We start from the raw sequence: 24,848 nt of genomic DNA on the forward strand, positions 1-24,848 counted from the left end.
GACGGCCCGTGCAACGGAATCAGATATCCAGCAGCAAACGAGCCGGGTCTTCCAGCAGGTTCTTGATGGTAACCAGGAAGGTCACAGCTTCTTTGCCATCGATCAGACGGTGATCGTAGGACAGAGCCAGGTACATCATCGGACGTATAACGACTTGACCGTTGATCGCCATCGGACGCTGCAGAATGTTGTGCATGCCCAGGATAGCCGCTTGTGGTGGGTTGACGATCGGGGTCGACATCATCGAACCGAAGGTACCACCGTTGGTGATGGTGAACGTACCGCCGGTCATCTCGTCCATCGACAGTTTGCCGTCACGAGCCTTCTTGCCGAAGGTGGCGATGCCGCCTTCGATTTCAGCCAGGCTCATCAGTTCGGCGTTACGCAGAACCGGTACAACCAGACCGCGGTCGCTGGAAACAGCCACACCAACGTCGGCGTAGCCGTGGTAAACGATGTCGGCACCGTCGATCGAGGCGTTCACAGCCGGGTAGCGTTTCAGCGCTTCGGTCGCCGCTTTCACGAAGAACGACATGAAGCCCAGGCGCACGCCGTTGTGGGACTTCTCGAACAGGTCCTTGTACTTCGAACGCAGCGCCATGACTTCGGTCATGTCGACTTCGTTGAACGTGGTCAGCATCGCCATGTTCGACTGGGCTTCAACCAGACGCTCGGCAACCTTGGCGCGCAGACGGGTCATTGGAACGCGTTTTTCAACACGGTCACCGGCGGCGAACACCGGAGCAGCAGCGGCAGGTGCAGCAGCCTTGGCAGGCGCGGCAGCCGGAGCGGCTTTCTTGGCAGCAACAGCCGCTACCACGTCTTCCTTGGTCACACGACCGCCTTTGCCGGTACCGGCAACGGAAGCGATGTTGATGCCGCTTTCTTCAGCCAGCTTGCGAGCAGCCGGTGCAGCAACAGGATCGTCTTCGCCTTCAGCGGCTGGAGCAGCAGCCTGTGCAGCGGCCGGAGCAGCGGCAGCGGCTGGAGCGGCAGCAGCGCCACCCGCTTCGATGGAGCCCAGGACTTCGTCGGACAGAACGGTGTCGCCTTCGTTCTTGACGATAGCGCCCAGCACGCCGTCAGCGGTGGCCAACACTTCCAGTACGACTTTGTCGGTTTCGATGTCGACGATCAGATCATCGCGCTTGACGGCGTCGCCCGGCTTTTTGTGCCAGGTGGCAACGGTGCCATCGGCAACCGATTCCGGGAAAGTGGGGGCTTTGATTTCGATAGCCATTATCTGTGGGTCCTTAAATTCGGTTTCAAGTGCGCGAAGGCGTTAAACAGTAAAGGCGTCTTGCAGCAGTTTTTCTTGCTGCTCAGCGTGCATCGATGCGTAACCACAAGCAGGTGCAGCAGAGGCATCACGGCCCGCGTACTCGAGTACGAGAGACTTGTTGTGATTACCAACGATGCGACGCATGTGGTGTTGGCTGCAGTACCACGCACCCTGGTTCATCGGCTCTTCCTGACACCAAACGATATGTTTGAGGTTGGTGTACGGAGCCAGGACTTCGTTCAAGTCGTCCTCAGGGAATGGGTACAGCTGCTCGATACGCACGACGGCGATGTCATCACGACCTTCGGCACGGCGTTTTTCCAGCAGGTCGTAGTAGACCTTGCCGCTACACAGAACAATGCGCTCGACCTTTTTCGGGTCTTGAACATCGATTTCCGGGATAACGGTCTGGAACGAACCTTCGGCCAGATCTTCCAGGGTCGACACGGCCAGTTTGTGACGCAGCAACGACTTCGGCGTCAGGACGATCAATGGCTTGCGCAGCGGGCGAATCACCTGACGACGCAGCAAGTGGTAGATCTGCGCCGGCGTGGTCGGCACGGCTACCTGAATGTTGTGCTCGGCGCACAGTTGCAGGTAACGCTCCAGACGAGCCGAAGAGTGCTCCGGACCCTGACCTTCATAACCGTGCGGCAGCAACATGGTCAGACCGCAGAGACGGCCCCACTTGTGCTCGCCACTGGTAATGAACTGGTCGATAACCACCTGGGCACCGTTGGCGAAGTCGCCGAACTGGGCTTCCCAGAGAACCAGCGCCTCAGGTGTGGTGGTCGAGTAACCGTATTCGAACGCCAGTACGGCCTCTTCAGACAGGAACGAATCGTACAGGTCGAAGCGTGGCTGACCTTTGTACAGATTCTGCAGCGGAATGTAGCTGCCCGTGTCTTTCTGGTTGTGCAAGACAGCGTGACGGTGCGAGAACGTACCGCGCCCGATGTCCTGACCGGTCATGCGAATCGGGTGACCCTCGAACGCCAGGGTCGCGTACGCCATGGTTTCGGCGTAACCCCAGTTGATCGGCAGGCCGCCGACTTGCATCTTCTGACGGTCTTCGTAGATTTTCGAGACCTGGCGCTGAACCACGAAGCCTTCCGGAATTTCCAGCAGCTTGGCAGACAGTTCCTGCAAGGTTTTCAGATCGAAGCGAGTGTCGTGACGCGCGGTCCAGGCATGGCCCAGATACGGACGCCAGTCCACGAACAACTCTTTGTTCGGCTCTTTGACCAGGCTTTTTACAACATGCAGACCGTTGTCCAGCGCGTTGCGGTATTCGTCGACTTTCGCCTGAACACGCTCAACGTCCAGCACACCGCCCTGGGTCAGACGATCGGCATACAGTTCACGCGTGGTGCGCTGCTTGGCGATTTGCTGATACATCAGAGGCTGGGTACCGCTTGGCTCGTCGGCCTCGTTGTGGCCGCGACGACGGTAGCAGACCAGGTCGATCACCACGTCGCGCTTGTACTGCATGCGGTAGTCGATGGCCAACTGGGTCACGAACAATACGGCTTCCGGATCATCACCATTCACATGGAGGATGGGCGCCTGGATCATTTTCGCAACGTCGGTCGCGTACTCGGTGGAACGCGAGTCCAGCGGGTTGCTGATGGTGAAACCGACCTGGTTGTTGATGACGATGTGCACGGTGCCGCCGGTTTTGAAACCGCGGGTCTGCGACATCTGAAAGGTTTCCATCACCACGCCTTGACCGGCGAATGCCGCGTCGCCGTGGATGGAAATCGGCAGAACCTTTTCACCGGTAGGGTCGTTACGACGGTCCTGACGGGCACGGACCGAACCCTCGACCACTGGAGATACAATTTCCAGGTGGGACGGGTTGAACGCCATGGCCAAGTGAACTTCACCACCGGTGGTCATGACGTTGGACGAGAAGCCCTGGTGATATTTAACATCACCGGAACCCAGCTCGACCTTCTTCTTGCCTTCGAACTCGTCGAACAGCTCGCGCGGGTTCTTGCCAAAGGTGTTGACCAGCACGTTCAGACGACCACGGTGGGCCATGCCGATAACGATTTCCTTGGTGCCGTAGGAACCGGAACGCTGGATCAGCTCATCGAGCATCGGAATCAGACTTTCGCCGCCTTCCAGACCGAAACGCTTGGTGCCCGGGTATTTGGTGCCCAGGTATTTTTCCAGGCCTTCGCCGGCCGTGACGCGCTCGAGCAGATGACTCTTGATGTCGGCGGAGTACGTCGGACGGCCACGCACGCTTTCCAGACGCTGCTGGAACCACTGGCGCTGCTCGGAATCGGTGATATGCGTGAATTCAGCGCCGATGGTGCGGCAATATGTCTGCTGCAACGCTTCGTGAATTTCGCGTAGGCTCGCTTCCTCTTTGCCGATGAACAGGTCGCCGGCACGGAAGGTCGTATCAAGATCGGCATTGGTCAAGCCGTAATGATTGATCGACAGGTCTGCAGGTGCAGGACGCTGCCACAGCCCCAGCGGATCAAGCTGGGCTGCCTGGTGGCCACGCATACGGTAGGCCTGGATCAATCGCAGCACTTCAACTTGCTTCTTCTCGTGCTCACTGCTCACGCTGCCGGCGGAAACCGGTTGGGCGCGGCGCTGGTTCTTTGCCAGCAAGACGAAATGATCGCGAATTGTCGAGTGCGAAACATCGGTGGCAGTGTTGCCGTCAGCTGGCAACTTCTGGAAGTAGGTGCGCCACTCTTCTGGCACAGCGTTAGGGTCGTGCAGGTAGAGCTCATAGAGCTCTTCCACATAGGCAGCGTTACTACCAGATAGGTAGGCGCTGTTCCACATGCGCTGCATCACGCTTTCTTGCATGCTTGGTCACCCTCGGTTAGGGGAACACCACCGGCGTCGACACCGAGCACACTTGCAGAAGTCCGAATGCAGCGACTAAAACAAGCCACTTAGGATCACGCTGATAGTCCGGGTACCAGCCCGGATGCCCCTGCTTGTCTCATTTCTTCAAAATAAGAGCCGCAGCCTTATAAGCTGCTGCTCAGGTTAAAACTACGGCGCCGGTTGAAGCCTGCGCCGTAGCATCTACGGGTACAGCGGTCCTACATTTACAACAGCCGGGTTACAGCAGCTGAATCACACGCCGCTTTGCAGCAACATGTTACGTACGTGACCGATGGCCTTAGTCGGGTTCAGGCCTTTCGGGCAGACGTTGACGCAGTTCATGATCCCGCGGCAGCGGAATACGCTGAACGGGTCATCCAGCGAAGCCAGACGCTCGGCAGTCTTGGTGTCGCGGCTGTCTGCCAGGAAGCGATACGCTTGCAGCAGAGCAGCTGGACCCAGGAACTTGTCCGGGTTCCACCAGAAGGACGGGCAAGAGGTCGAGCAGCAAGCGCACAGGATGCACTCGTACAGACCGTCGAGCTTTTCACGCTCTTCAGGGGTCTGCAGACGTTCGATGGCCGGAGCCGGCGTGTCGTTCTGCAGGTATGGCTTAACCTTCTCGTATTGCTTGTAGAAGATGCTCATATCGACGACCAGGTCACGGATAACCGGCAAACCTGGCAGAGGACGAACGATCAGCTTGTTACCTTTTACGACAGCGGACAGCGGCGTGACGCACGCCAGAGCGTTTTTGCCGTTGATGTTCATGCCGTCGGAACCGCAAACACCTTCACGGCAAGAGCGACGATAGGAGAAACCCTCGTCCTGCTCTTTGATCAGGGCCAGCACGTCCAGCACCATCAGGTCTTTACCGTTGGTATTGACCGAAAATTCCTGCATGAACGGCGCGGCGTCCTGATCAGGGTTGTAGCGATAAACACTGACTTGCAACATGGCGGCCACCCTTAATAAGTCCGAATCATTGGTTCAAAGGTCGGGACTGTTTTTGGCGAGAAATTCACGGCACGCTTGGTAACGCGCTTCTCACCCGGGAAATACAAGGTGTGGCACAGCCAGTTAACGTCATCGCGCTCTTCGAAGTCTTCACGGGCGTGAGCGCCGCGTGACTCTTTGCGGATTTCTGCGGCGATGGCGGTAGCTTCAGCCACTTCCAGCAGGTTCTGCAATTCCAGAGCTTCGATACGAGCAGTGTTGAACGCCTGGCTCTTGTCGTTGATCTTGACGTTGGCGATACGGCCACGCAGATCAGCCAGCTGGGCAATACCCTTCTGCATGTATTCGCCGGTACGGAATACACCGAAATAGTTCTGCATGCAGCTTTGCAGCTCTTTACGCAGGGTGGCGACGTCTTCGCCCTCGGTACGCGAGTTCAGGCCATCGAGACGCGCCAGGGCAGCGTCGATGTCGGACTGGCGAGCGCGAGTGTAATCGACGCCTTCTTTCAGGGTCTGCTCCAGGAACAGGCCGGCAGCACGACCGAATACCACCAGGTCGAGCAACGAGTTACCGCCCAGACGGTTGGCACCGTGAACCGATACGCAGGCCACTTCGCCTACTGCGAACAGACCCGGGATGATCTGGTCAACGCCGTCGGCGTCCTGAGTGATCGCCTGACCGTGAATGTTGGTCGGCACGCCGCCCATCATATAGTGGCAGGTTGGAACGACCGGAATTGGCGACACGGCTGGATCGACGTGGGCGAAGGTCTTGGACAGTTCCATGATGCCTGGCAGACGGCTGTGCAGAACTTCTTCACCGAGGTGATCGAGTTTCAGCATTACGTGGTCGCCATCCGGACCGCAACCGTTGCCAGCGATGATTTCTTTAACCATCGAGCGAGCAACCACGTCACGACCAGCCAGGTCTTTGGCGTTCGGAGCATAACGCTCCATGAAACGCTCGCCGTGCTTGTTGATCAGGTAACCGCCTTCACCGCGGCAACCTTCAGTAACCAGCACACCCGCGCCGGCGATGCCGGTTGGATGGAACTGCCACATTTCAATGTCTTGTACCGGCACGCCAGCACGCAGAGCCATGCCGACGCCGTCACCGGTGTTGATCAGGGCATTGGTGGTGGACGAGTAGATACGACCTGCACCGCCGGTCGCCAGTACGGTGGCGTTGGCGCGAACATAGGAGGTTTCGCCGGTTTCGATGCAGATGACGATCATGCCGACAAAGGCACCGTCTTCGTTCTTCACCAGGTCGACACCGTAGTATTCGTTGAGGAATACGGTGCCGGCCTTGAGGTTGGCCTGGTACAGGGTGTGCAACAGCGCGTGACCGGTACGGTCGGCAGCGGCGCACGTACGGGCAGCCTGGCCACCTTTACCGAAGTCTTTCGACTGACCGCCGAACGGACGCTGATAGATGCGGCCTTGCTCGGTACGGGAGAACGGCAAGCCCATGTGCTCGAGTTCAAAGACCGCTTCCGGGCCTACGGAACACATGTATTCGATAGCGTCCTGGTCACCGATATAGTCGGAACCCTTGACGGTATCGTACATGTGCCAGCGCCAGTCATCGTTCGGATCTGCCGAGGCGATGGCGCAGGTGATGCCACCCTGGGCGGATACAGTGTGCGAACGAGTCGGGAAAACCTTGGTAACTACGGCAGTCTTGTGACCGCCCTGTGCCAGCTGCAGCGCAGCGCGCATGCCAGCACCGCCGCCGCCAATGATGATGGCGTCGAACGAAAGCGTGTTAACTGTATTAGACATGAATCAGATACCCCAAAGAATCTGCACACCCCAGACGAAGTACGCGAACATCGCGACGCCGCATACCGCCTGGAAGAGGAAACGTATTGCAGTCGCGGACTTGCCGAACGCCATTGGCGTCAGGTAGTCGGTCGCGATGGTCCACATGCCGACCCAGGCGTGAGCGCCGAGGGCAACGAGGGCCAGGAGACTGAAAATACGCATCCAGTTGCTTGCGAACAGTTCATGCCATTGGGCGTAGCCGATGCCAGGGTTGGCGACGACGTATCCGATCAGGAAAATGAAGTAAGCCGCGAGAACGACCGCAGACACACGTTGTGCCATCCAGTCATAGAGGCCCGAACGCGACAGGTTCGTGACGTTAGTTACCATATCCAAACTCCTGCGAGAACGATTACCACCACGGAAATGGCGATAACGATTTTCGAGCCCAGTTTGCCGCCTTCAAGCGACTCGCCAATGCCCATGTCCATCATCAAGTGGCGCACACCGGCAACCAGGTGATACAGCAGAGCGGACAGGATGCCCCATGTCACTAGCTTGGCTAGCGGACTGGTCAGACACGCTTTCACCTGACCGAAGCCTTCTTCCGAGTCGAGCGACTTGTCCAATGCATAAAGCATGATGGCCAGGCTGACAAAGAGGATGATTCCGGAGATTCGGTGAAGAATGGACGTGTAAGCAGTGACTGGGAGTTTGATGGTCCTTAGGTCTAGGTTTACAGGTCGTTGGCTATTCACGGCTTTTTTTCACACTGAAGAGCCCCTAACAATCAGGGCAAAGTTGTTGGGGAGTGCACTGGTCAGGTACCCACCACCCAGGGAGTGCGACCCCCAGTAAAGCAGGCCCAAAAGCCCCTGGCGGTCGGAGGCCGAGTATAGACAGTTAGGCTACTAATGACAACGCGTTCGCCTCCCCCTAATAGCGCATTGCACAAGTTAGATAAAAGGCGTAAATGGCAGCCAATTTCGAGGAAAAAGTTCGGTTAAAGCCTTCTGGAGCAAGACTTTAGGCAAATTGACATTCGAATTTATCTCACTATAGTGGTGCGGGCCCTGCGTGGGGGGTCTGTCTGATGATTTCAAGCATAAATAGGAGGCCACATGGCTGACAAAAAAGCGCAGTTGATCATCGAGGGCGCAGCCCCCGTCGAGCTGCCCATTTTAAGCGGCACCGTTGGTCCCGATGTTATCGATGTCCGGAGCCTGACGGCCACGGGCCGTTTCACCTTTGACCCTGGTTTCATGTCGACCGCTGCCTGCGAGTCGAAGATCACCTATATCGACGGTGACAACGGGATCCTGCTGCACCGCGGCTACCCGATCGAACAGCTGGCTGAAAAATCGGACTACCTGGAAACCTGCTATCTACTGCTCAACGGCGAACTGCCGACCGCAGAACAGAAAGCCCAGTTCGTCAGCACCGTCAAGAACCACACCATGGTTCATGAGCAGCTCAAGACCTTCTTCAACGGCTTCCGTCGCGACGCCCACCCGATGGCCGTTATGTGCGGTGTAGTCGGCGCCCTCTCGGCCTTCTACCACGACTCCCTGGACATCAATAACCCGCAGCATCGCGAAATCTCCGCGATCCGTTTGGTTGCCAAGATGCCGACGCTGGCAGCGATGGTTTACAAGTACTCCATGGGCCAGCCCATGATGTACCCGCGCAACGACCTGACGTACGCGGAAAACTTCCTGCACATGATGTTCAACACCCCGTGCGAGATCAAACCGATCAGCCCGGTACTCGCCAAGGCCATGGACAAGATCTTCATCCTCCATGCCGACCACGAGCAGAACGCATCGACCTCCACCGTACGCCTGGCCGGCTCTTCGGGTGCTAACCCGTTCGCCTGTATCGCCGCCGGCATCGCTGCACTGTGGGGCCCTGCCCACGGCGGCGCGAACGAAGCTGTTCTGACCATGCTCGATGAAATTGGCGATGTGTCGAACATCGACAAGTACATCGCCAAGGCGAAGGACAAGAACGATCCGTTCAAACTGATGGGCTTCGGTCACCGGGTTTACAAAAACCGCGACCCACGCGCCACAGTCATGAAGCAGACCTGCGACGAAGTACTGAAAGAACTGGGCATCACCAACGATCCGCAACTCGAACTGGCCATGCGCCTGGAAGAGATCGCCCTGACCGACCCGTACTTCATCGAACGCTCGCTGTACCCGAACGTCGACTTCTACTCGGGGATCATCCTCAAGGCGATCGGCATACCAACCAGCATGTTCACCGTGATCTTCGCCTTGGCGCGGACTGTCGGCTGGATCTCTCACTGGAAAGAAATGCTCTCCAGCCCGTACAAGATTGGCCGTCCGCGCCAGCTGTACACCGGCTACGAGTCGCGTGATATCACCAAGCTGGAAGACCGCAAATAAGACCTGTCTTGCGATAACGTCTTAGCCTGCACCGGAAACGGCCTCCATTTATATAGAGGCCGTTTTTGTTTGTGCGGTGTCGGTTAACTGGGATTCAGATTGGGTACATATCCGTTTTTACGGTATCGGCCGCTTATGGTTCCGCTCTGACAGCGGGTCACTTTGGAAAAGCGCCAAAGTAACCAAAACGCTCTTGCCCCTTTCGTTCGGTGCCTCGCCTAGGCTCGGCATGCCCTCGCTCCGGTCCTGCTCCGTGGGCCCGCCGCCATCGGCCATCCATGGCCGGGGGCGGCTAACCCGGCATCCATGCCGGGTTGCCCACTGCGCAGAACCTCCACTCGGCCTCTCGAGGGGGCGCACACCGCAAAAGCACAAGCGAGGCGGCCGACCGGCCGGCCTGATTTCCAGAGCACACGTTCCTCCTGGGCTGCCGAAGGCTGCGATCTTTTTAAATTTTGATCTTTGCTTGGCTTTGGCTTTTGATGTTGTTCCTGCTTTTGATCTTTCGCCCCTTCGGCAGGCCGAGTGGAGGTGTTCATCAGGGGGTTAGGCGCGTAGCGCCGTGCGGCGAAGCCGCACACATCGAGAGGAGGTCGTCGCGAAGCAGACCGTAGGCGATGCCCCCTGATGGGCACCGTAGCGAGGGAACACTGAGCTTTAGCGAAGTGCCGTACGCCGGGGCGAAGCCTTTTGGTTCCTTTTTGGCGTTTGAAAAAGGGACTCGCTGTAAGAGCGAAACCGCCAGAAGCCGTTACCGCAGAAACGGATATGTACACCATCAAACCGCCCTGCAAGCCACCCAACAAAAAAATGCCCCGATCTCTCGACCGGGGCATTTCTGTTTAACGCAGCTTACATAAGCAAACCTGAAGCCTTAGTGAGAAACCGCCCCACTCGCCCCCAACCCCGTCTGCGAACGAACAAACTGAGGGAAGAACAGCGCCCGCTCATTGTCAGCCGCGGTCGACTTGTCAGTAATCGAGAAGAACCAGATCCCGATAAACGCAATGGCCATGGAGAACAACGCCGGGTACTCATACGGGAAGATAGCCTTCTCGTTATGCAGGATCTGCACCCAGATGGTTGGCCCAAGCACCATCAAACCCACAGCACTCACCAGACCCAACCAGCCACCGATCATCGCTCCGCGAGTGGTCAGATTCTTCCAGTACATGGAAAGCAACAGCACCGGGAAGTTACAGCTCGCCGCGATGGAGAACGCCAGGCCCACCATGAACGCGATGTTCTGGCTTTCGAACAGAATGCCCAGACCGATCGCCAGCACGCCCAGAAAGATGGTGGTGATTTTCGAGACGCGGATCTCGTCCTTGTCGTTGGCCTTGCCCTTCTTGATCACGCTGGCGTAAAGGTCATGAGACACCGCCGTAGCACCGGCCAGCGTCAAACCAGCCACCACAGCCAGAATGGTTGCGAACGCGACTGCCGAGATGAAGCCCAGGAAGATACTGCCACCGACCGCATTAGCCAGGTGCACCGCCGCCATGTTGTTGCCGCCCAACAACGCGCCAGCAGCATCTTTAAAGGCAGGGTTGGTGCTGACCAGCAGGATCGCGCCGAAGCCGATGATGAACGTCAGGATATAGAAGTAGCCAATGAAGCCGGTTGCATACAGCACGCTCTTACGAGCTTCTTTCGCGTCACTCACAGTGAAGAAGCGCATCAGAATGTGCGGCAGGCCAGCGGTACCGAACATCAGCGCCAGGCCAAGGGAGAACGCGGAGATCGGGTCTTTCACCAGACCGCCCGGGCTCATGATCGCCTCACCTTTAGGGTGAACCTTGATCGCCTCGGAAAACAGCGCATTGAAGTCGAAGTTGACGTGTTTCATCACCATCAGCGCCATGAACGACGCACCAGACAGCAGCAACACTGCCTTGATGATTTGCACCCAAGTGGTCGCCAACATGCCACCGAACAGCACGTACAGGCACATCAGGACACCGACCAGGATGACTGCAATGTGATAGTCGAGACCGAACAGCAGCTGAATCAACTTGCCGGCACCGACCATTTGCGCGATCAGGTAGAACGCCACCACCACCAGCGAACCGCAAGCGGACAGCGTGCGGATCTGGGTTTGCCCGAGACGATAGGACGCCACGTCGGCAAAGGTGTATTTACCCAGGTTACGCAGGCGCTCGGCGATCAGGAACAGAATGATCGGCCAGCCCACCAGGAAGCCGATCGAGTAGATCAGGCCGTCGTAGCCGGAGGTGAACACCAGGGCGGAAATACCCAGGAAGGACGCCGCGGACATATAGTCGCCGGCAATTGCCAAACCGTTCTGGAAGCCGGTGATCTTGCCACCCGCCGCATAGTAGTCAGCCGCCGAATTGTTGCGCTTGGAGGCCCAGTAGGTGATGCACAGGGTCAAACCGACGAACGCAACGAACATAAGAATCGCGGAGACGTTAAGCGGTTGTTTATTGACTTCGCCAGTCAGAGCTTCAGCGGCCCAGGCACCCGGCGCGAAAGCTGCGATGCTCAATAGAGCCATTAGACGCCGGATCATTGCTGAGCCTCCTTGAGAATCGCATTGTTCAGGTCGTCGAATTCGCCATTGGCGCGTCGTACGTAGATTGAAGTCAGGATAAAGGCCGAGAGAATCAACCCGACACCAATGGGTATCCCCCAGGTAATCGAAGACTCAGGGCTTATTTTCGCGCCCAGAATATGCGGCCCGTAAGCAATCAACAGGATGAATCCGGAGTAAAGCCCAAGCATGATCGCCGAAAGAATCCAGGCGAACCTTTCTCGCTTACTAACCAGCTCCTTGAAGCGCGGGCTGTTTTGAATCGAGAGGTAAATGCTGTCGTTCATTGTTTTTATCCTCGCAGCACAGATGAAGTTGTAACGTCATCCACTCTAAGCGGCTACAGAACTGGTTCCAGACGACCTTAGTATTAGAACGACATGACGGTTTTGCCATTTTCAGCAATTAATAATTAGCCTGCTTTGCACCCGTCTTCTCTCTACAACAAATGCGGGAATGCAAAAGGCCGCTTGGCAGTGATGCCAAGCGGCCCTGGAAGGTGCTGACTAGACGCGTCAGCTCAAATCATTTGATCCAGTCTGCAACGCGTTCCGGGTGTTTGGCCACCCAATCCTTCGCTGCGGCTTCAGGTTTGGCACCATCCTGAATGGCCAACATGACTTCGCCGATTTCGTCTTTCGACGCCCACTGGAAGTTCTTCAAGAACTTGACAACTTCCGGAGCCTTGGTGGCCAGTTCTTTACTGCCGATGTTGTTCACGGTTTCAGCCGCACCAAAAACGCCCTTAGGGTCATCCAGGAAGCGCAGTTTCCACTTGGCGAACATCCAGTGCGGCACCCAACCGGTGACGGCGATGGATTCGTTTTTCTTCTCGGCACGGGTCAGCTCGGCGATCATCCCGGCGCCGGAACTGGCCTTGAGTTGATAGCCGGTCAGATCGTAGTCCTTGATCGCCTGCTCGGACTTGAGCATAACGCCTGAACCGGCGTCGATGCCGACGATGCGTTTTTTGAAGCTGTCGTCGGTTTTAAGATCATCAATGGATTTGGCTTTGACGTACTCCGGCACAATCAAGCCGATTTTCGCGTCTTTGAAGTTCGGACCGTAATCGACGACCTGATCCTTGTTCTTGGTCCAGTAATCGCCGTGAGTCACAGGCAGCCACGCAGACATCATGGCGTCGAGTTTCCCGGTGGCCACACCCTGCCACATGATCCCGGTGGCGACGGCTTGCAACTTCACGTCATAACCCAGCTTCTGCTTGATCACTTCGGCCGCCACATGAGTGGTGGCAACGCTGTCGGACCAACCATCAACGTAGCCGATGCTCAGGGTTTTGCTCTCGGCATTGGCGAATGTGGAGCCAATCGCAAGCACCAGAGCGGCACTCGCGCCTAAAAGTCGTCGCATCTTCATCGTTACTTCCCCGAAAGTGCTGCGCTCGACGGATGCCGAGTCGCGTCAACGTATTGTTATGGTGCACAGCGCCCCCATCACGCCCACCGCAAACTCGTTCGAACATCAGCGCGATTTATCTATGAGAGCACTGATGCGTCGATAATCAACCTCACGCCAATAGCGACCTTCTCTGCCAGCGACCTCAACGCATCGAGAAACGACATCAGAACGCCATTAATCTAGACCACCGGAAGTCCGCCGGCCACTCCGCCCGAACTTTGCATGTCAAAATTATGCAGGCCACCAAGCACGCGGCAAATGAAGGTAACATGCGCGGCTTTGCTCCCAGACGGCCTGACCATGCCCGCGACATCACGCTTTCCTTTTTTTGCTTATCTATTCGCCTGCCTGCTGGGGCTTTTTGCCCTCGGTGGCTTCTGGTACGGCCTCGGTAAACCGGTGATGCTGCCGGATGTGGCCAGCGCGACGCACAAGCTGCAATGCGCCTCCTACACCCCGTTCGACAAGGATCAATCGCCGTTCGATCAGCCGTTCAAGCTGCGCCCCGAGCGCATGGACGCCGACCTCGCGCTGCTGGCGACTCGTTTCGAATGCATCCGCACCTACTCGATGACGGGCCTTGAGGCCCTGCCCGACCTGGCGCGCAAGCACGGGCTGAAGCTGATGATTGGCGCCTGGGTCAACAGCAATCCGGTAGACACCACCAAGGAAGTCGACCTGCTGATCGCCTCAGCCAACGCGAACGCGGACGTGGTGACGTCAGTGATCGTCGGCAACGAAACCCTGTTGCGCAAGGAAGTCACTGGCGCGCAGTTGGCAAAGCTAATTCATAAAGTCAAAAGCCAGGTCAAACAGCCTGTTACTTACGCCGACGTCTGGGAGTTCTGGCTCAAGCACCCGGAAGTCGCCCCGGCAGTAGACTTCCTGACCATCCATTTGCTGCCGTACTGGGAAGACGATCCCTCGAATATCGACGCTGCCCTGCAACATGTAGCCGAGGTGCGTCAGGTGTTCGGTAACAAATTCGCGCCCAAGGACGTGATGATTGGCGAAACCGGTTGGCCGAGCGAAGGCCGTCAGCGTGAAACCGCTCTGCCGAGCCGGGTCAATGAAGCCAAGTTCATTCGCTCTTTTGTCATCATGGCCGAGCAGCAAGGCTGGCATTACAACCTGATCGAAGCTTTTGACCAGCCGTGGAAACGCGCCAGCGAAGGTGCTGTCGGTGGTTACTGGGGGCTGTTCGACGCCGATCGTCAGGACAAGGGTGTGCTGGCAGGTCCGGTGTCGAACGTGCCGTACTGGTCGCAGTGGCTGGTGGTGGGTGGTTTGATCTTCCTCGGCACACTGATCCTCGGCGGGCGTGTTCGCAGCACTCGCGCAGCGTTGGTCCTGCCGCTGCTGGGTGCGCTGGCGGCTTGCTCGATTGGCGCTTGGGGCGATCTGGCGCGTGTCACCACCCGTTTTGCCAGTGAATGGTTGTGGGTGGCGCTGCTGACGGGTTTGAATCTGTTGGTGCTGGCCCATGCCGCGTTGACCCTGAGCGCTCGCACCGGTTGGCGTGAACGTGCATTCAATGCGCTGGAACGTCGGGCGGGCTGGTGGGTGGCAGCGGCGGGGTTTGCCGCTGCGGTGATCATGCTGGAACTGGTGTTCGACCCGCGCTATCGCAGCTTTCCGAGTGTCGCGTTCCTGTTGCCGGCGCTGGTTTATCTGTGCCGCCCGGTAAGCGTGCCGCGTCGTGAGATTGCCCTGCTGACCTTCATCATCGGTGCTGGCATTGCGCCGCAGCTGTATCAGGAAGGGTTGCAGAACCAGCAGGCCTGGGGTTGGGCGCTAGTGAGTGGGTTGATGGTTGCAGCGTTGTGGCGCAGTTTGCGGGTTCGTAAAGGCTAATCTTCAGCGAGGCGACTGGCCTCTTCGCGGGCAAGCCACGCTCCCACAGGGATTTTTGTCATATACAAACTCTGTATTCGCTGAAGAACCCTGTGGGAGCGGCGGTGCGACGATTCGACTTGCTTGCGATGACGATCTATCAGGCGCTGCGAGAGGCGCGAACCAGACGCAAAGCAGCAATCACCACCGCAAACACCGCCAAAGTCGTGTTGTACAACGCCAGTGCCGGAAACCCGAACACCAGCGCCAGCACGGCCAGCCACCACCCTGCCCGGCCCGGCAGCACAAAACCGATAACGGCTGCCGCCAATGCCACGAAACCCAAGACCTTGAAGTGAATCATCAACCCCAGGCTCGAACGAATCTGGCATTCCCAGCGACTCGCTTCGTCCACACAGATGCCGACCCATTGAGCATCCTCCATAAAGCCATAACGTGCGCCATAACTGGCGGCCAGCCATAACGGCAGGAGAACGAGTAGCAGAATCACAGGCAGGCGGCGGGACATGAAGCACTCCAATAAACGAAAACGGCGGCCAGCTTAATCTCCCGCCAGCGGTAAGCAAATGCGTGCAACAGATAATTGGTCACGAAATAGCTGCAAAGTGTATCGTCCAGCTACTATTAGTTCGAAACTAGGCCTGATTGGTGCCGATCCATGGCACTTTGGCGCAAACCCCGTGGTCATAGCCTGCGAACTTCATTTGGCACCTTTCTCTAAGAGATCTAGTCATGCTCCGTTCTTTGCGCTTCGCCGCCCTGTTTGGCGGCCTTATTTTGAGTGCGTCCGCACTGGCCGTCGACATCGACGCCGCCAGTTATGGCTACCCCTTGACCAACCCGTTCGAGGCGACAATCGCGACGACGCCGCCGGACCTGCGTCCGGAGTTACCGCTGGACGATGACATCGATCAGGCAACTCGCAGCGTCACGTTGCGCCCGGAGCGTGCATTCGATCTGCCGGACAACTTCTGGCCGGTGAAGAAACTCACCTATCGCATCGCCACCCAGGACAAAGCCGCACCGCTGATCTTCCTGATCGCCGGCACCGGCGCGCGCTATGACAGCAGCCACAATGAGTACCTGAAAAAACTCTACTACAAGGCCGGCTACCATGTGGTGCAACTGTCGTCGCCCACCAGCTTCGACTTCATGAGCGCCGCCTCACGTTTCGCTACACCCGGCATTACCAAGGAAGACGCCGAAGACTTGTATCGGGTGATGCAGGCTGTGCGGGCACAAAACCCGAAAGTCCCCGTCACTGATTACTACCTGACCGGCTACAGCCTGGGCGCACTGGATGCGGCATTTGTCGCACACCTGGACGAAACCCGCCGCAGCTTCAACTTCAAGAAAGTCTTGTTGCTCAACCCGCCGGTCAATCTCTACACCTCGATCACCAACCTGGACAAGCTTGTACAAACGGAAGTCAAGGGCATCAACAACAGCACAACGTTCTATGAACTGGTGCTGAACAAACTGACCCGCTACTTCCAGCAGAAGGGCTATATCGACCTCAACGATGCCCTGCTTTATGACTTCCAGCAGTCCAAGCAGCACCTGAGCAACGAACAGATGGCCATGCTGATCGGCACCTCGTTCCGCTTCTCGGCGGCCGACATTGCCTTCACCTCGGACCTGATCAACCGTCGTGGCCTGATCACCCCGCCGAAAACCCCGATCACCGAAGGCACCAGCCTCACGCCGTACCTCAAGCGTGCGCTGCAGTGCGACTTCGACTGCTACATCACCGAACAAGTGATCCCGATGTGGCGTGCACGAACCGATGGCGGGAGCCTGCTGCAACTGATCGATCAGGCCAGCCTGTATGCCTTGAAGGATTACCTGCATGACAGCCCGAAAATCGCGGTCATGCACAACGCCGACGACGTGATCCTCGGCCCTGGCGACCTCGGTTTCCTGCGCAAGACCTTTGGCGATCGTTTGACCGTTTATCCACTGGGCGGCCATTGCGGCAACCTTAATTACCGCGTCAACAGCGACGCCATGCTGGAGTTTTTCCGTGGCTAAATACCTCCTGCTTATCGCAGCGTTACTCTGTGCAGGCGTCGCCAATGCCGACAACAGCAAAGCCAACGCACCGGTTGTCATCGACAGTGACGGCTTCAAGGAGCCGCTGAGCAAACTCAAATTCAACCCGGGGCTGGATCAGCGCGAATTCGAACGCTCGACGCTTAACGCGCTGAACGTCTACGACCCGCTGGAAGAGTGGAACCGCCGCGTCTACCACTTTAATTACCGCTTCGACCAATGGGTGTTCCTGCCCGTGGTTGACGGCTATCGCTACATCACTCCGAGCTTCCTGCGTACTGGCGTCAGCAACTTCTTCAACAACATCGGTGACGTACCGAACCTGTTGAACAGCCTGCTGCAGTTCAAGGGGCAGCGCTCGATGGAAACCACCGCACGGCTGCTGCTCAACACCACCGTCGGCATCGCCGGCCTGTGGGACCCGGCCACCGCCATGGGCCTGCCACGCCAGAGCGAAGACTTCGGGCAGACACTGGGTTTCTACGGCGTACCGGGCGGCGCCTACTTTGTGCTGCCAATCCTTGGTCCTTCAAACATCCGCGACACCGGTGGCCTGGCAGTGGACTTCACGGCCGAGTCGGCGATCAACTTCCTGAACGTCTCCGAAGTCAGCTCCAACCACCCCGAGGTCTGGGTCCTGCGCAGCGTCGACAAACGCTACCAGACCGGCTTCCGCTACGGCCAACTGAACTCGCCGTTCGAGTACGAGAAAGTGCGTTACGTCTACACCGAGTCGCGCAAGTTGCAGATCGCCGAGTAAGTCCGACGGCAACAAAAAAAGGCCATTCAACGCGAGTCGAATGGCCTTTTTCATGTCAGTCACAAATCAAGTGTGGGAGCGAGCCTGCTTGCGAAATCAGTCCATCAGTCAACATAGATGTTGAATGTTATGACCTCTTCGCGAGCAGGCTCGCTCCCACAGGTTTAGGATTTCAGGGTTTTCCAGAGCTTGCTGGCAACCATCACACCCGCCAACACCACCGCACCCGCCACAATCCCCGCCACCGCATTCAGCAACGTCGGCACGATAAACCCGGCACCGCCCGCCCCCGCGCTGACGCTTTCAATCCAGTGATGAATCACCGGCACGCCGTGAGTCAGAATCCCGCCACCCACCAGGAACATCGCTGCCGTGCCGATCACCGACAGGCTTTTCATCATGTACGGTGCCGCACGCAGGATCCCGCCGCCGATGCTTTTGGCCATCTGGCCCGGCTTCTGGGTCAGCCACAGACCGAGGTCGTCGAGTTTGACGATGCCCGCTACCAAGCCATAGACGCCGATAGTCATGACGATGGCGATGCCCGAGAGCACGATGACTTGTTGGGTCAGTGAAGCATCAGCCACGGTCCCCAGAGTGATGGCGATGATTTCCGCCGAAAGAATGAAGTCGGTGCGGATGGCGCCCTTGATCTTGTCCTTTTCGAACGCCACCAGATCGACCGCTGGATTGGCCACGGCCTCGACCAGCTCGGCATGTTCGGCTTGATCTTCAGCTTTGCTGTGCAGGAATTTGTGGGCCAGCTTCTCGAAACCTTCGAAACACAGATAGGCGCCACCGACCATCAACAACGGCGTGACCAGCCACGGAATGAACACACTGATGGCCAGGGCCGACGGCACCAGGATCAGCTTGTTAAGAAACGAGCCCTTGGCCACCGCCCAGACAACCGGAATTTCTCGCTCGGCACGCACGCCGGAAACCTGCTGAGCGTTGAGCGCCAGATCGTCCCCGAGCACGCCGGCAGTCTTCTTGGCAGCCATTTTGGTCATCAATGCCACGTCGTCGAGTACCGCGGCAATGTCGTCGATCAGCAACAGCAAACTGCTTCCTGCCATGAATCAGGCTCCCTCGATAATGAATGCTGCGCAGCATAGCGCGGCCTAACACGCTGCGGGGCATTCTTGAGCGCCGCGCGAGGCCGGTGCTACCATGCGCAACCGCCAGAACAGGCAAGGAACCCCCTGGTTTATGAGCACTATCCGCGAGCGCAACAAACAACTGATCCTGCGTGCCGCCAGTGAAGAATTTGCCGACAAGGGCTTCGCTGCGACCAAAACCAGTGACATCGCAGCCAAGGCGGGATTGCCCAAGCCCAACGTCTATTACTACTTCAAATCCAAGGAAAACCTCTACCGCGAGGTCCTGGAAAGCATCATCGAGCCGATCCTGCAGGCCTCGACACCATTCAATGCCGACGGCGTGCCCAGTGAAGTGCTGAGCGGCTACATCCGCTCGAAGATCCGCATCTCCCGCGACCTGCCCTTCGCCTCCAAGGTGTTCGCCAGCGAAATCATGCACGGCGCCCCGCACCTGAGCGCCGATCTGGTGGAACGGCTCAACGGCCAGGCCAAGCACAACATCGACTGCATCCAGACCTGGATCGACCGCGGTCAAATCGCCCCCATCGACCCCAACCACCTGATGTTCAGCATCTGGGCCGCGACCCAGACCTATGCCGACTTTGATTGGCAGATTTCTGCGGTTACCGGCAAGGCCAAACTGGATGAGGCAGATTATGAAGCGGCGGCGCAGACGATTATCCGGTTGGTGCTGAAGGGGTGTGAGCCGGACTGATAGACCGAGTCGACCCCATCGCGAGCAAGCTCGCTCCCACAGTGGATTTGGGGTGAACACAAAATATGTGAGCACCAACAATCCCTGTGGGAGCGAGCTTGCTCGCGATGGCGGCAACTCGGTACCTGATCAAACCCAGATAGCATTCCACAGCGGATAGTCGCCAAGCCGCTCTACCAAGCCTGCCCGCAATGGGTTGGCCACGACATACCGAGCAAGTTTTACCAAGTCCTCATCTCGCCGCAGCGCCCGATCATGATAGCCCTGCTGCCAAAGACTACCTTTGCCCCCAATGGACAAGTTCACCGCTCTCGTACTCAAAGATTTGGTTTTTTGCATCAGCTTACTCAGCGAGCTCTGCTGCAACTCGATCAGCCAGTGGAAATGATCGGGCATGACCATCCAAGCCAGCGAGTTCGCCCAGCCTTGATCTTGAGCATAACGAAACTGACCCACGATCAACCGACCCAAAGAAAAATCCTTGAAAACAGGCGCTCGGCCAAGTGTATTGGTCGTAAGGAGATAGATGCGGTTTTGTTCTGCATAGCGACCAAGGCGCAGGCGATGTGAAGCTGGAAGATCAGGCATTCCTTTGCCTCTCTCATGATGAAGTCATGTAGAAGGCTAGACCTGTAAATGCTTGAGGGTGGGGCAGATTTTTAGCTGGATGTGTCCTGTAGATCGCCATCGCGAGCGAGTTCGCTCCCACAGTTGACCTCTGTCGTTCAGATAATCCCTGTGGGAGCGGGCTTGCTCGCGACAGCGGTCAATCAGTCACCACAAATCAAGCCGTCACCCCCGCATCCGCCCGCAACCCCATCGCCTCGATCGCACTGATCGCACACTGCTCATCAACATCGGACAGATCCCCGCTGATACCCACCGCCCCCAGCACGTTCCCGTCCTGATCCCGGATCAGCACGCCGCCCGGTGCCGGCACCACACTGCCCTGACCCAGACTATTCAAAGCGGCGATGAACGCCGGGCGTTGTTGGGCGTCCAGCGCGAGCAGGCGCGAGCCTTTGCCCAGGGCGATGGCGCCCCAGGCTTTGCCGATGGCGATCTGCGGGCGCAGCAGACTGGCGCCGTCTTCGCGTTGCAGGGCGACCAAATGCCCACCGGCATCCAGCACCGCGATGGTCAATGGAGCCGCCGATATTGCACGCCCCGCGGAGATGGCCTGACTGATCAAGTTGACTGCGACTTTCAAGGTTAAAGCGCTCATGGTGCCGTCCTCATTTTGTTACAGGGAAAGCTGCTGGACTGTTTTCGTTCAGAGTCCGATGCAACAAATAGAACACAATGAGTTATTTTTTTGTATACAATAATTCTCGAAAAGCGCCACATGCGACGAAAAGCCACAGTAGATCGGGCTTCCGACGAATGAAACAGTTGCTTGAGAAAATGGATTGACCTGCGCCGTCCGCCGTGAATACACTCTGCGCAAAGCCACTTGTATACAATTACAAAACGTACGAGGCACCAAAACCATGAGCAAAATGAGAGCAATCGAAGCCGCCGTTCTGGTGATGCGCCGTGAAGGGGTTGATACCGCTTTTGGCATCCCCGGCGCCGCGATCAACCCGCTGTACTCCGCCTTGCAGAAGGTCGGTGGCATCGATCACGTCCTCGCTCGGCACGTTGAAGGCGCCTCGCACATGGCCGAGGGCTACACCCGCACCAAGGCCGGTAACATTGGCGTGTGCATCGGCACTTCCGGCCCTGCCGGTACCGACATGGTCACCGGGCTCTATAGCGCCTCGGCCGACTCGATCCCGATCCTTTGCATCACCGGGCAAGCACCCCGCGCCCGTATGCACAAGGAAGACTTCCAGGCTGTCGACATCACCGCGATCGTCAAGCCAGTGACCAAGTGGGCAACCACCGTCATGGAACCGGGCCAGGTGCCTTATGCGTTCCAGAAAGCCTTCTACGAAATGCGCTCCGGCCGTCCAGGCCCAGTGTTGATCGACCTGCCGTTCGACGTGCAGATGGCCGAAATCGAATTCGACATCGACGCCTACGAGCCTTTGCCGCTGGCCAAGCCAACCGCTAACCGCGTGCAAATCGAGAAGGCCCTGGCCATGCTCGACCAGGCCGAACGTCCATTGCTGGTTGCCGGTGGTGGCATCATCAATGCCGACGCCAGCGAGTTGCTGGTCGAGTTCGCCGAGCTGACCGGTATCCCGGTGATCCCGACCCTGATGGGCTGGGGCACCATTCCGGACGATCACCCATTGATGGTCGGCATGGTCGGTCTGCAAACCTCGCACCGCTACGGCAACGCGACGATGCTCAAGTCCGACCTGGTACTGGGTGTCGGTAACCGTTGGGCCAACCGTCACACCGGTTCGATCGACGTTTACACCGAAGGCCGCAAATTCATTCACGTTGACATCGAACCGACTCAGATCGGCCGCGTGTTCACCCCGGACCTGGGCATCGTTTCCGACGCCGCTGCCGCGCTGACCGTATTCATCGAAGTCGCTCGCGAATGGCAAGCCGCCGGCAAGCTGAAAAACCGCAGTGCCTGGTTGCAAGACTGCCAGCAGCGCAAAGCCAGCCTGCAGCGCAAGACTCACTTCGACAACGTGCCGGTCAAGCCGCAACGCGTTTACGAAGAGATGAACCAGGTGTTCGGCAAAGACACCTGCTATGTCAGCACCATCGGTTTGTCGCAGATTGCCGGCGCGCAGTTCCTGCACGTCTACAAACCGCGTCACTGGATCAACTGCGGTCAGGCAGGTCCTCTGGGCTGGACCATTCCGGCAGCGCTGGGTGTGGTCAAGGCTGATCCGACCCGCAAGGTCGTGGCGCTGTCGGGCGACTATGATTTCCAGTTCATGATCGAAGAGTTGGCGGTGGGCGCGCAGTTCAAGCTGCCGTACATCCACGTTGTGGTCAACAACTCGTACCTGGGGCTGATCCGTCAGTCTCAGCGCGGTTTCGACATGGACTACTGCGTGCAGCTGGCCTTCGATAACCTGAACGCTCCGGAACTCAACGGTTACGGTGTCGACCACGTCGCGGTCGCTGAAGGCCTCGGCTGCAAGGCGCTGCGTGTATTCGAACCGGGCCAGATCCAGCCTGCCTTGCGCAAGGCTCAGGAAATGATCGAAGAGTTCAAGGTGCCGGTCATCGTCGAGATTATTCTGGAGCGCGTGACCAACATTTCCATGGGCACCGAGATCAACGCCGTCAACGAATTCGAAGACCTGGCGCTGGTTGGCAACGACGCGCCGACGGCGATTTCGCTGCTGGATTGATGATCGTTCCCACGCTCTGCGTGGGAATGCAGCCTGGGACGCTCCGCGTCCCAAGCGGACGCAGAGCGTCCATAGAGGCATTCCCACGCAGAGCGTGGGAACGAGAACTTAAAACGGGAGACCACCATGCCGCGTTTCGCAGCCAACCTGTCCATGCTGTTTACCGAACAGGATTTTCTTGCCCGTTTTGAAGCCGCCGCCAAGGCCGGTTTCAGTGGTGTCGAATACCTGTTCCCTTACGACTTCAGCTCCGCCGACATCAAGGCCAAGCTCGACGCCAACGGTCTGACCCAGGTGCTGTTCAACCTGCCGGCCGGTGACTGGGCCAAGGGCGAACGCGGTATCGCGTGCCTGCCGGATCGGGTTGAAGAGTTCCGCGCCGGTGTCGACCTGGCGATTGCCTACGCGAAAGTGTTGGGCAATACCCAGGTCAACTGCCTGGCCGGTATTCGTCCACAAGGCGTCGACGATGCCACCGTGGAAAAAACCTTCGTCAGCAACCTCAAGTACGCGGCCGACAAGCTGCAAGCGGCGGGCATCAAACTGGTGATGGAAGCGATCAACACCCGCGACATCCCAGGTTTCTACCTGAACAACACGGCGCAAGCCCTGTCGATTCGCGAACAGGTCGGCAGCGCCAACCTGTTCCTGCAATACGACATCTATCACATGCAAATCATGGAGGGCGACCTCGCCCGCACCATGGCCGCGCACCTGGGCGAGATCAACCACATCCAGTTGGCCGACAACCCAGGACGCAACGAACCGGGCACCGGTGAAATCAACTACCGCTTCCTGTTCGAACACCTGGACCGCATCGGTTATCAGGGTTGGGTCGGCTGTGAATACAAGCCGCTGACCACTACTGAAGCAGGTCTGGGTTGGTTGAAGACTCATAACGCTATCTGAAGCGCTCCCCATGTATGAGGGGGCAGCAATAAAAACAAGAGGAATTTCTCATGGCTAAAATCGGATTTATCGGCACCGGCATCATGGGCCACCCAATGGCATTGAACCTGCAGAAAGCCGGTCACAGCCTGTTCCTGTCAGTGCACCACGATCCCGCGCCTGCTGACCTGATTGCCGGTGGCGCCGTCGCCCTGGCGACCCCGAAAGAAGTGGCGCAAGAAGCCGAATTCATCATCGTCATGGTGCCGGATACCCCACAGGTCGACGACGTGCTGTTCCGCGCCGACGGCGTTGCGGCCGGTGTCGGCAAAGGCAAAATCGTGATCGACATGAGCTCGATCTCGCCGACCGCCACCAAAGCCTTCGCTGCAAAAATCAACGAAAAAGGCGCTCAGTACCTCGATGCGCCGGTGTCTGGCGGTGAAGTCGGCGCCAAAGCTGCGACCTTGAGTATCATGGTCGGCGGCGATGCCGATGCCTTCGAACGCGTTCTGCCGCTGTTCCAGGCGATGGGCAAGAACATCACCCTGGTGGGCGGCAACGGCGACGGTCAAACCGCGAAAGTGGCGAACCAGATCATCGTTGCACTGAACATTCAGGCCGTGGCTGAAGCCCTGCTGTTTGCCTCGAAAAACGGTGCCGATCCCGCCAAAGTCCGTGAAGCGCTGATGGGCGGTTTCGCGTCCTCGAAGATCCTCGAAGTTCACGGCGAGCGCATGATCAAAGGCACCTTCGACCCAGGCTTCCGCATCAGCCTGCACCAGAAGGACCTGAACCTGGCCCTGGCCGGCGCACGCGAGCTGGGCATCAACCTGCCGAACACTGCCAACACCCAACAAGTGTTCAGCACCTGCGCGGCCATCGGCGGCAGCAACTGGGACCACTCGGCGCTGATCAAGGGCCTGGAACACATGGCGAATTTCTCGATTCGCGATAAGTAA

General features: G+C 57.9%; 21 protein-coding genes. 8 read left to right on the forward strand and 13 right to left on the reverse strand.

Going from position 1 to position 24,848, the window contains the following annotated elements:
• Positions 1–19 precede the first annotated feature (19 nt).
• The 6 genes from odhB to sdhC all read right to left on the reverse strand — a co-directional run bounded on the left by odhB (position 20) and on the right by sdhC (position 7,622).
• A complete protein-coding gene (gene odhB, locus ACYZTR_RS19935; RefSeq protein ID WP_461973438.1) occupies positions 20–1,240 on the reverse strand; it encodes a 2-oxoglutarate dehydrogenase complex dihydrolipoyllysine-residue succinyltransferase in 1,221 nt (406 codons plus the stop codon).
• Positions 1,241–1,282: 42 nt separating this feature from the next.
• Positions 1,283–4,114 carry a 2-oxoglutarate dehydrogenase E1 component gene (locus ACYZTR_RS19940; protein ID WP_461973439.1) on the reverse strand — a complete coding sequence of 944 codons (2,832 nt, stop codon included), beginning with the start codon at positions 4,112–4,114 and terminating at the stop codon, positions 1,283–1,285.
• 276 nt (positions 4,115–4,390) lie between these two features.
• The gene (locus ACYZTR_RS19945; RefSeq protein ID WP_461973440.1) at positions 4,391–5,095 is read right to left on the reverse strand and encodes a succinate dehydrogenase iron-sulfur subunit; all 705 of its coding nucleotides are present in this window, start codon (positions 5,093–5,095) and stop codon (positions 4,391–4,393) included.
• Between the two features lie 11 nt (positions 5,096–5,106).
• Positions 5,107–6,882 (reverse strand): succinate dehydrogenase flavoprotein subunit, encoded by a 1,776-nt coding sequence (gene sdhA / locus ACYZTR_RS19950; protein ID WP_449642348.1) that lies wholly within the window; start codon positions 6,880–6,882, stop codon positions 5,107–5,109.
• A 3-nt stretch (positions 6,883–6,885) separates the two neighbouring features.
• Positions 6,886–7,254, reverse strand: coding sequence for a succinate dehydrogenase, hydrophobic membrane anchor protein (gene sdhD, locus ACYZTR_RS19955; protein ID WP_007945134.1), 369 nt, complete (start codon positions 7,252–7,254; stop codon positions 6,886–6,888).
• Positions 7,248–7,622, reverse strand: a complete 375-nt coding sequence (gene sdhC / locus ACYZTR_RS19960; RefSeq protein WP_282377550.1) for a succinate dehydrogenase, cytochrome b556 subunit — start codon at positions 7,620–7,622, stop codon at positions 7,248–7,250. Before sdhC ends, sdhD begins: the two co-directional genes overlap by 7 nt.
• Positions 7,623–7,985: 363 nt before the next feature.
• Between sdhC and gltA the strand changes: the two genes are divergently transcribed.
• On the forward strand, positions 7,986–9,275 hold the full coding sequence (gene gltA, locus ACYZTR_RS19965) for a citrate synthase (protein ID WP_461973441.1): 1,290 nt from the start codon (positions 7,986–7,988) through the stop codon (positions 9,273–9,275).
• A gap of 874 nt (positions 9,276–10,149) precedes the next feature.
• Here gltA and ACYZTR_RS19970 read toward each other — a convergent pair.
• The 3 genes from ACYZTR_RS19970 to ACYZTR_RS19980 all read right to left on the reverse strand — a co-directional run bounded on the left by ACYZTR_RS19970 (position 10,150) and on the right by ACYZTR_RS19980 (position 13,206).
• Positions 10,150–11,808, reverse strand: coding sequence for a cation acetate symporter (locus ACYZTR_RS19970; RefSeq protein ID WP_461973442.1), 1,659 nt, complete (start codon positions 11,806–11,808; stop codon positions 10,150–10,152).
• The gene (locus ACYZTR_RS19975) at positions 11,805–12,116 is read right to left on the reverse strand and encodes a DUF485 domain-containing protein (RefSeq protein WP_461973443.1); all 312 of its coding nucleotides are present in this window, start codon (positions 12,114–12,116) and stop codon (positions 11,805–11,807) included. The genes ACYZTR_RS19970 and ACYZTR_RS19975 overlap by 4 nt, the downstream gene beginning before the upstream one ends.
• A gap of 238 nt (positions 12,117–12,354) precedes the next feature.
• Complete coding sequence (locus tag ACYZTR_RS19980; RefSeq protein ID WP_461973444.1) at positions 12,355–13,206, reverse strand: glycine betaine ABC transporter substrate-binding protein; 852 nt, start codon at positions 13,204–13,206, stop codon at positions 12,355–12,357.
• Positions 13,207–13,506: 300 nt separating this feature from the next.
• On the opposite strand from ACYZTR_RS19980, the gene ACYZTR_RS19985 reads away from it, so the two are divergent.
• A complete protein-coding gene (locus ACYZTR_RS19985) occupies positions 13,507–15,102 on the forward strand; it encodes a glycoside hydrolase family 17 protein (protein ID WP_461973445.1) in 1,596 nt (531 codons plus the stop codon).
• 139 nt (positions 15,103–15,241) lie between these two features.
• Here the strand turns inward: ACYZTR_RS19985 and ACYZTR_RS19990 are convergent, their stop codons facing one another.
• Entirely contained in the window at positions 15,242–15,610 is a 369-nt protein-coding gene (locus tag ACYZTR_RS19990; protein ID WP_461973446.1) for a hypothetical protein, read from the reverse strand.
• 224 nt (positions 15,611–15,834) lie between these two features.
• Between ACYZTR_RS19990 and ACYZTR_RS19995 the strand changes: the two genes are divergently transcribed.
• Positions 15,835–17,133, forward strand: coding sequence for a serine/threonine protein kinase (locus ACYZTR_RS19995; RefSeq protein ID WP_461973447.1), 1,299 nt, complete (start codon positions 15,835–15,837; stop codon positions 17,131–17,133).
• A complete protein-coding gene (locus tag ACYZTR_RS20000; RefSeq protein WP_461973448.1) occupies positions 17,126–17,914 on the forward strand; it encodes an MlaA family lipoprotein in 789 nt (262 codons plus the stop codon). The genes ACYZTR_RS19995 and ACYZTR_RS20000 overlap by 8 nt, the downstream gene beginning before the upstream one ends.
• A gap of 164 nt (positions 17,915–18,078) precedes the next feature.
• Here ACYZTR_RS20000 and ACYZTR_RS20005 read toward each other — a convergent pair whose 3' ends face one another.
• Positions 18,079–18,993 carry a DUF808 domain-containing protein gene (locus ACYZTR_RS20005; RefSeq protein ID WP_461973449.1) on the reverse strand — a complete coding sequence of 305 codons (915 nt, stop codon included), beginning with the start codon at positions 18,991–18,993 and terminating at the stop codon, positions 18,079–18,081.
• 133 nt (positions 18,994–19,126) lie between these two features.
• On the opposite strand from ACYZTR_RS20005, the gene ACYZTR_RS20010 reads away from it, so the two are divergent.
• The gene (locus ACYZTR_RS20010; protein ID WP_461973450.1) at positions 19,127–19,732 is read left to right on the forward strand and encodes a TetR/AcrR family transcriptional regulator; all 606 of its coding nucleotides are present in this window, start codon (positions 19,127–19,129) and stop codon (positions 19,730–19,732) included.
• A gap of 129 nt (positions 19,733–19,861) precedes the next feature.
• Here ACYZTR_RS20010 and ACYZTR_RS20015 read toward each other — a convergent pair whose 3' ends face one another.
• Both ACYZTR_RS20015 and ACYZTR_RS20020 read right to left on the reverse strand, forming a co-directional pair.
• Positions 19,862–20,320 carry an REP-associated tyrosine transposase gene (locus tag ACYZTR_RS20015; RefSeq protein WP_461973451.1) on the reverse strand — a complete coding sequence of 153 codons (459 nt, stop codon included), beginning with the start codon at positions 20,318–20,320 and terminating at the stop codon, positions 19,862–19,864.
• Between the two features lie 196 nt (positions 20,321–20,516).
• On the reverse strand, positions 20,517–20,957 hold the full coding sequence (locus ACYZTR_RS20020; RefSeq protein ID WP_461973452.1) for a GlcG/HbpS family heme-binding protein: 441 nt from the start codon (positions 20,955–20,957) through the stop codon (positions 20,517–20,519).
• A gap of 265 nt (positions 20,958–21,222) precedes the next feature.
• On the opposite strand from ACYZTR_RS20020, the gene gcl reads away from it, so the two are divergent.
• From gcl to ACYZTR_RS20035, 3 genes are all read left to right on the forward strand, one after another.
• Positions 21,223–22,998, forward strand: a complete 1,776-nt coding sequence (gene gcl / locus ACYZTR_RS20025) for a glyoxylate carboligase (RefSeq protein ID WP_461973453.1) — start codon at positions 21,223–21,225, stop codon at positions 22,996–22,998.
• A gap of 126 nt (positions 22,999–23,124) precedes the next feature.
• Positions 23,125–23,907: a hydroxypyruvate isomerase gene (gene hyi / locus ACYZTR_RS20030; protein ID WP_461973454.1), complete on the forward strand. Its 783-nt coding sequence runs from the start codon at positions 23,125–23,127 to the stop codon at positions 23,905–23,907.
• Positions 23,908–23,957: 50 nt separating this feature from the next.
• The gene (locus ACYZTR_RS20035; protein ID WP_461973455.1) at positions 23,958–24,848 is read left to right on the forward strand and encodes a 2-hydroxy-3-oxopropionate reductase; all 891 of its coding nucleotides are present in this window, start codon (positions 23,958–23,960) and stop codon (positions 24,846–24,848) included.

Source organism: Pseudomonas sp. Hz4, assembly GCF_054898165.1.

What these genes read in the sequence shown, in the direction of transcription:
- odhB (WP_461973438.1), bottom strand. Translation starts at nt 1,240, where the DNA reads ATGGCTATCGAAATCAAAGCCCCCACTTTCCCGGAATCGGTTGCCGAT.
- ACYZTR_RS19940 (WP_461973439.1), bottom strand. Translation starts at nt 4,114, where the DNA reads ATGCAAGAAAGCGTGATGCAGCGCATGTGGAACAGCGCCTACCTATCT.
- ACYZTR_RS19945 (WP_461973440.1), bottom strand. Translation starts at nt 5,095, where the DNA reads ATGTTGCAAGTCAGTGTTTATCGCTACAACCCTGATCAGGACGCCGCG.
- sdhA (WP_449642348.1), bottom strand. Translation starts at nt 6,882, where the DNA reads ATGTCTAATACAGTTAACACGCTTTCGTTCGACGCCATCATCATTGGC.
- sdhD (WP_007945134.1), bottom strand. Translation starts at nt 7,254, where the DNA reads ATGGTAACTAACGTCACGAACCTGTCGCGTTCGGGCCTCTATGACTGG.
- gltA (WP_461973441.1), top strand. Translation starts at nt 7,986, where the DNA reads ATGGCTGACAAAAAAGCGCAGTTGATCATCGAGGGCGCAGCCCCCGTC.
- ACYZTR_RS19970 (WP_461973442.1), bottom strand. Translation starts at nt 11,808, where the DNA reads ATGATCCGGCGTCTAATGGCTCTATTGAGCATCGCAGCTTTCGCGCCG.
- ACYZTR_RS19975 (WP_461973443.1), bottom strand. Translation starts at nt 12,116, where the DNA reads ATGAACGACAGCATTTACCTCTCGATTCAAAACAGCCCGCGCTTCAAG.
- ACYZTR_RS19980 (WP_461973444.1), bottom strand. Translation starts at nt 13,206, where the DNA reads ATGAAGATGCGACGACTTTTAGGCGCGAGTGCCGCTCTGGTGCTTGCG.
- ACYZTR_RS19985 (WP_461973445.1), top strand. Translation starts at nt 13,507, where the DNA reads ATGAAGGTAACATGCGCGGCTTTGCTCCCAGACGGCCTGACCATGCCC.
- ACYZTR_RS19990 (WP_461973446.1), bottom strand. Translation starts at nt 15,610, where the DNA reads ATGTCCCGCCGCCTGCCTGTGATTCTGCTACTCGTTCTCCTGCCGTTA.
- ACYZTR_RS19995 (WP_461973447.1), top strand. Translation starts at nt 15,835, where the DNA reads ATGCTCCGTTCTTTGCGCTTCGCCGCCCTGTTTGGCGGCCTTATTTTG.
- ACYZTR_RS20005 (WP_461973449.1), bottom strand. Translation starts at nt 18,993, where the DNA reads ATGGCAGGAAGCAGTTTGCTGTTGCTGATCGACGACATTGCCGCGGTA.
- ACYZTR_RS20010 (WP_461973450.1), top strand. Translation starts at nt 19,127, where the DNA reads ATGAGCACTATCCGCGAGCGCAACAAACAACTGATCCTGCGTGCCGCC.
- ACYZTR_RS20015 (WP_461973451.1), bottom strand. Translation starts at nt 20,320, where the DNA reads ATGCCTGATCTTCCAGCTTCACATCGCCTGCGCCTTGGTCGCTATGCA.
- ACYZTR_RS20020 (WP_461973452.1), bottom strand. Translation starts at nt 20,957, where the DNA reads ATGAGCGCTTTAACCTTGAAAGTCGCAGTCAACTTGATCAGTCAGGCC.
- gcl (WP_461973453.1), top strand. Translation starts at nt 21,223, where the DNA reads ATGAGCAAAATGAGAGCAATCGAAGCCGCCGTTCTGGTGATGCGCCGT.
- hyi (WP_461973454.1), top strand. Translation starts at nt 23,125, where the DNA reads ATGCCGCGTTTCGCAGCCAACCTGTCCATGCTGTTTACCGAACAGGAT.
- ACYZTR_RS20035 (WP_461973455.1), top strand. Translation starts at nt 23,958, where the DNA reads ATGGCTAAAATCGGATTTATCGGCACCGGCATCATGGGCCACCCAATG.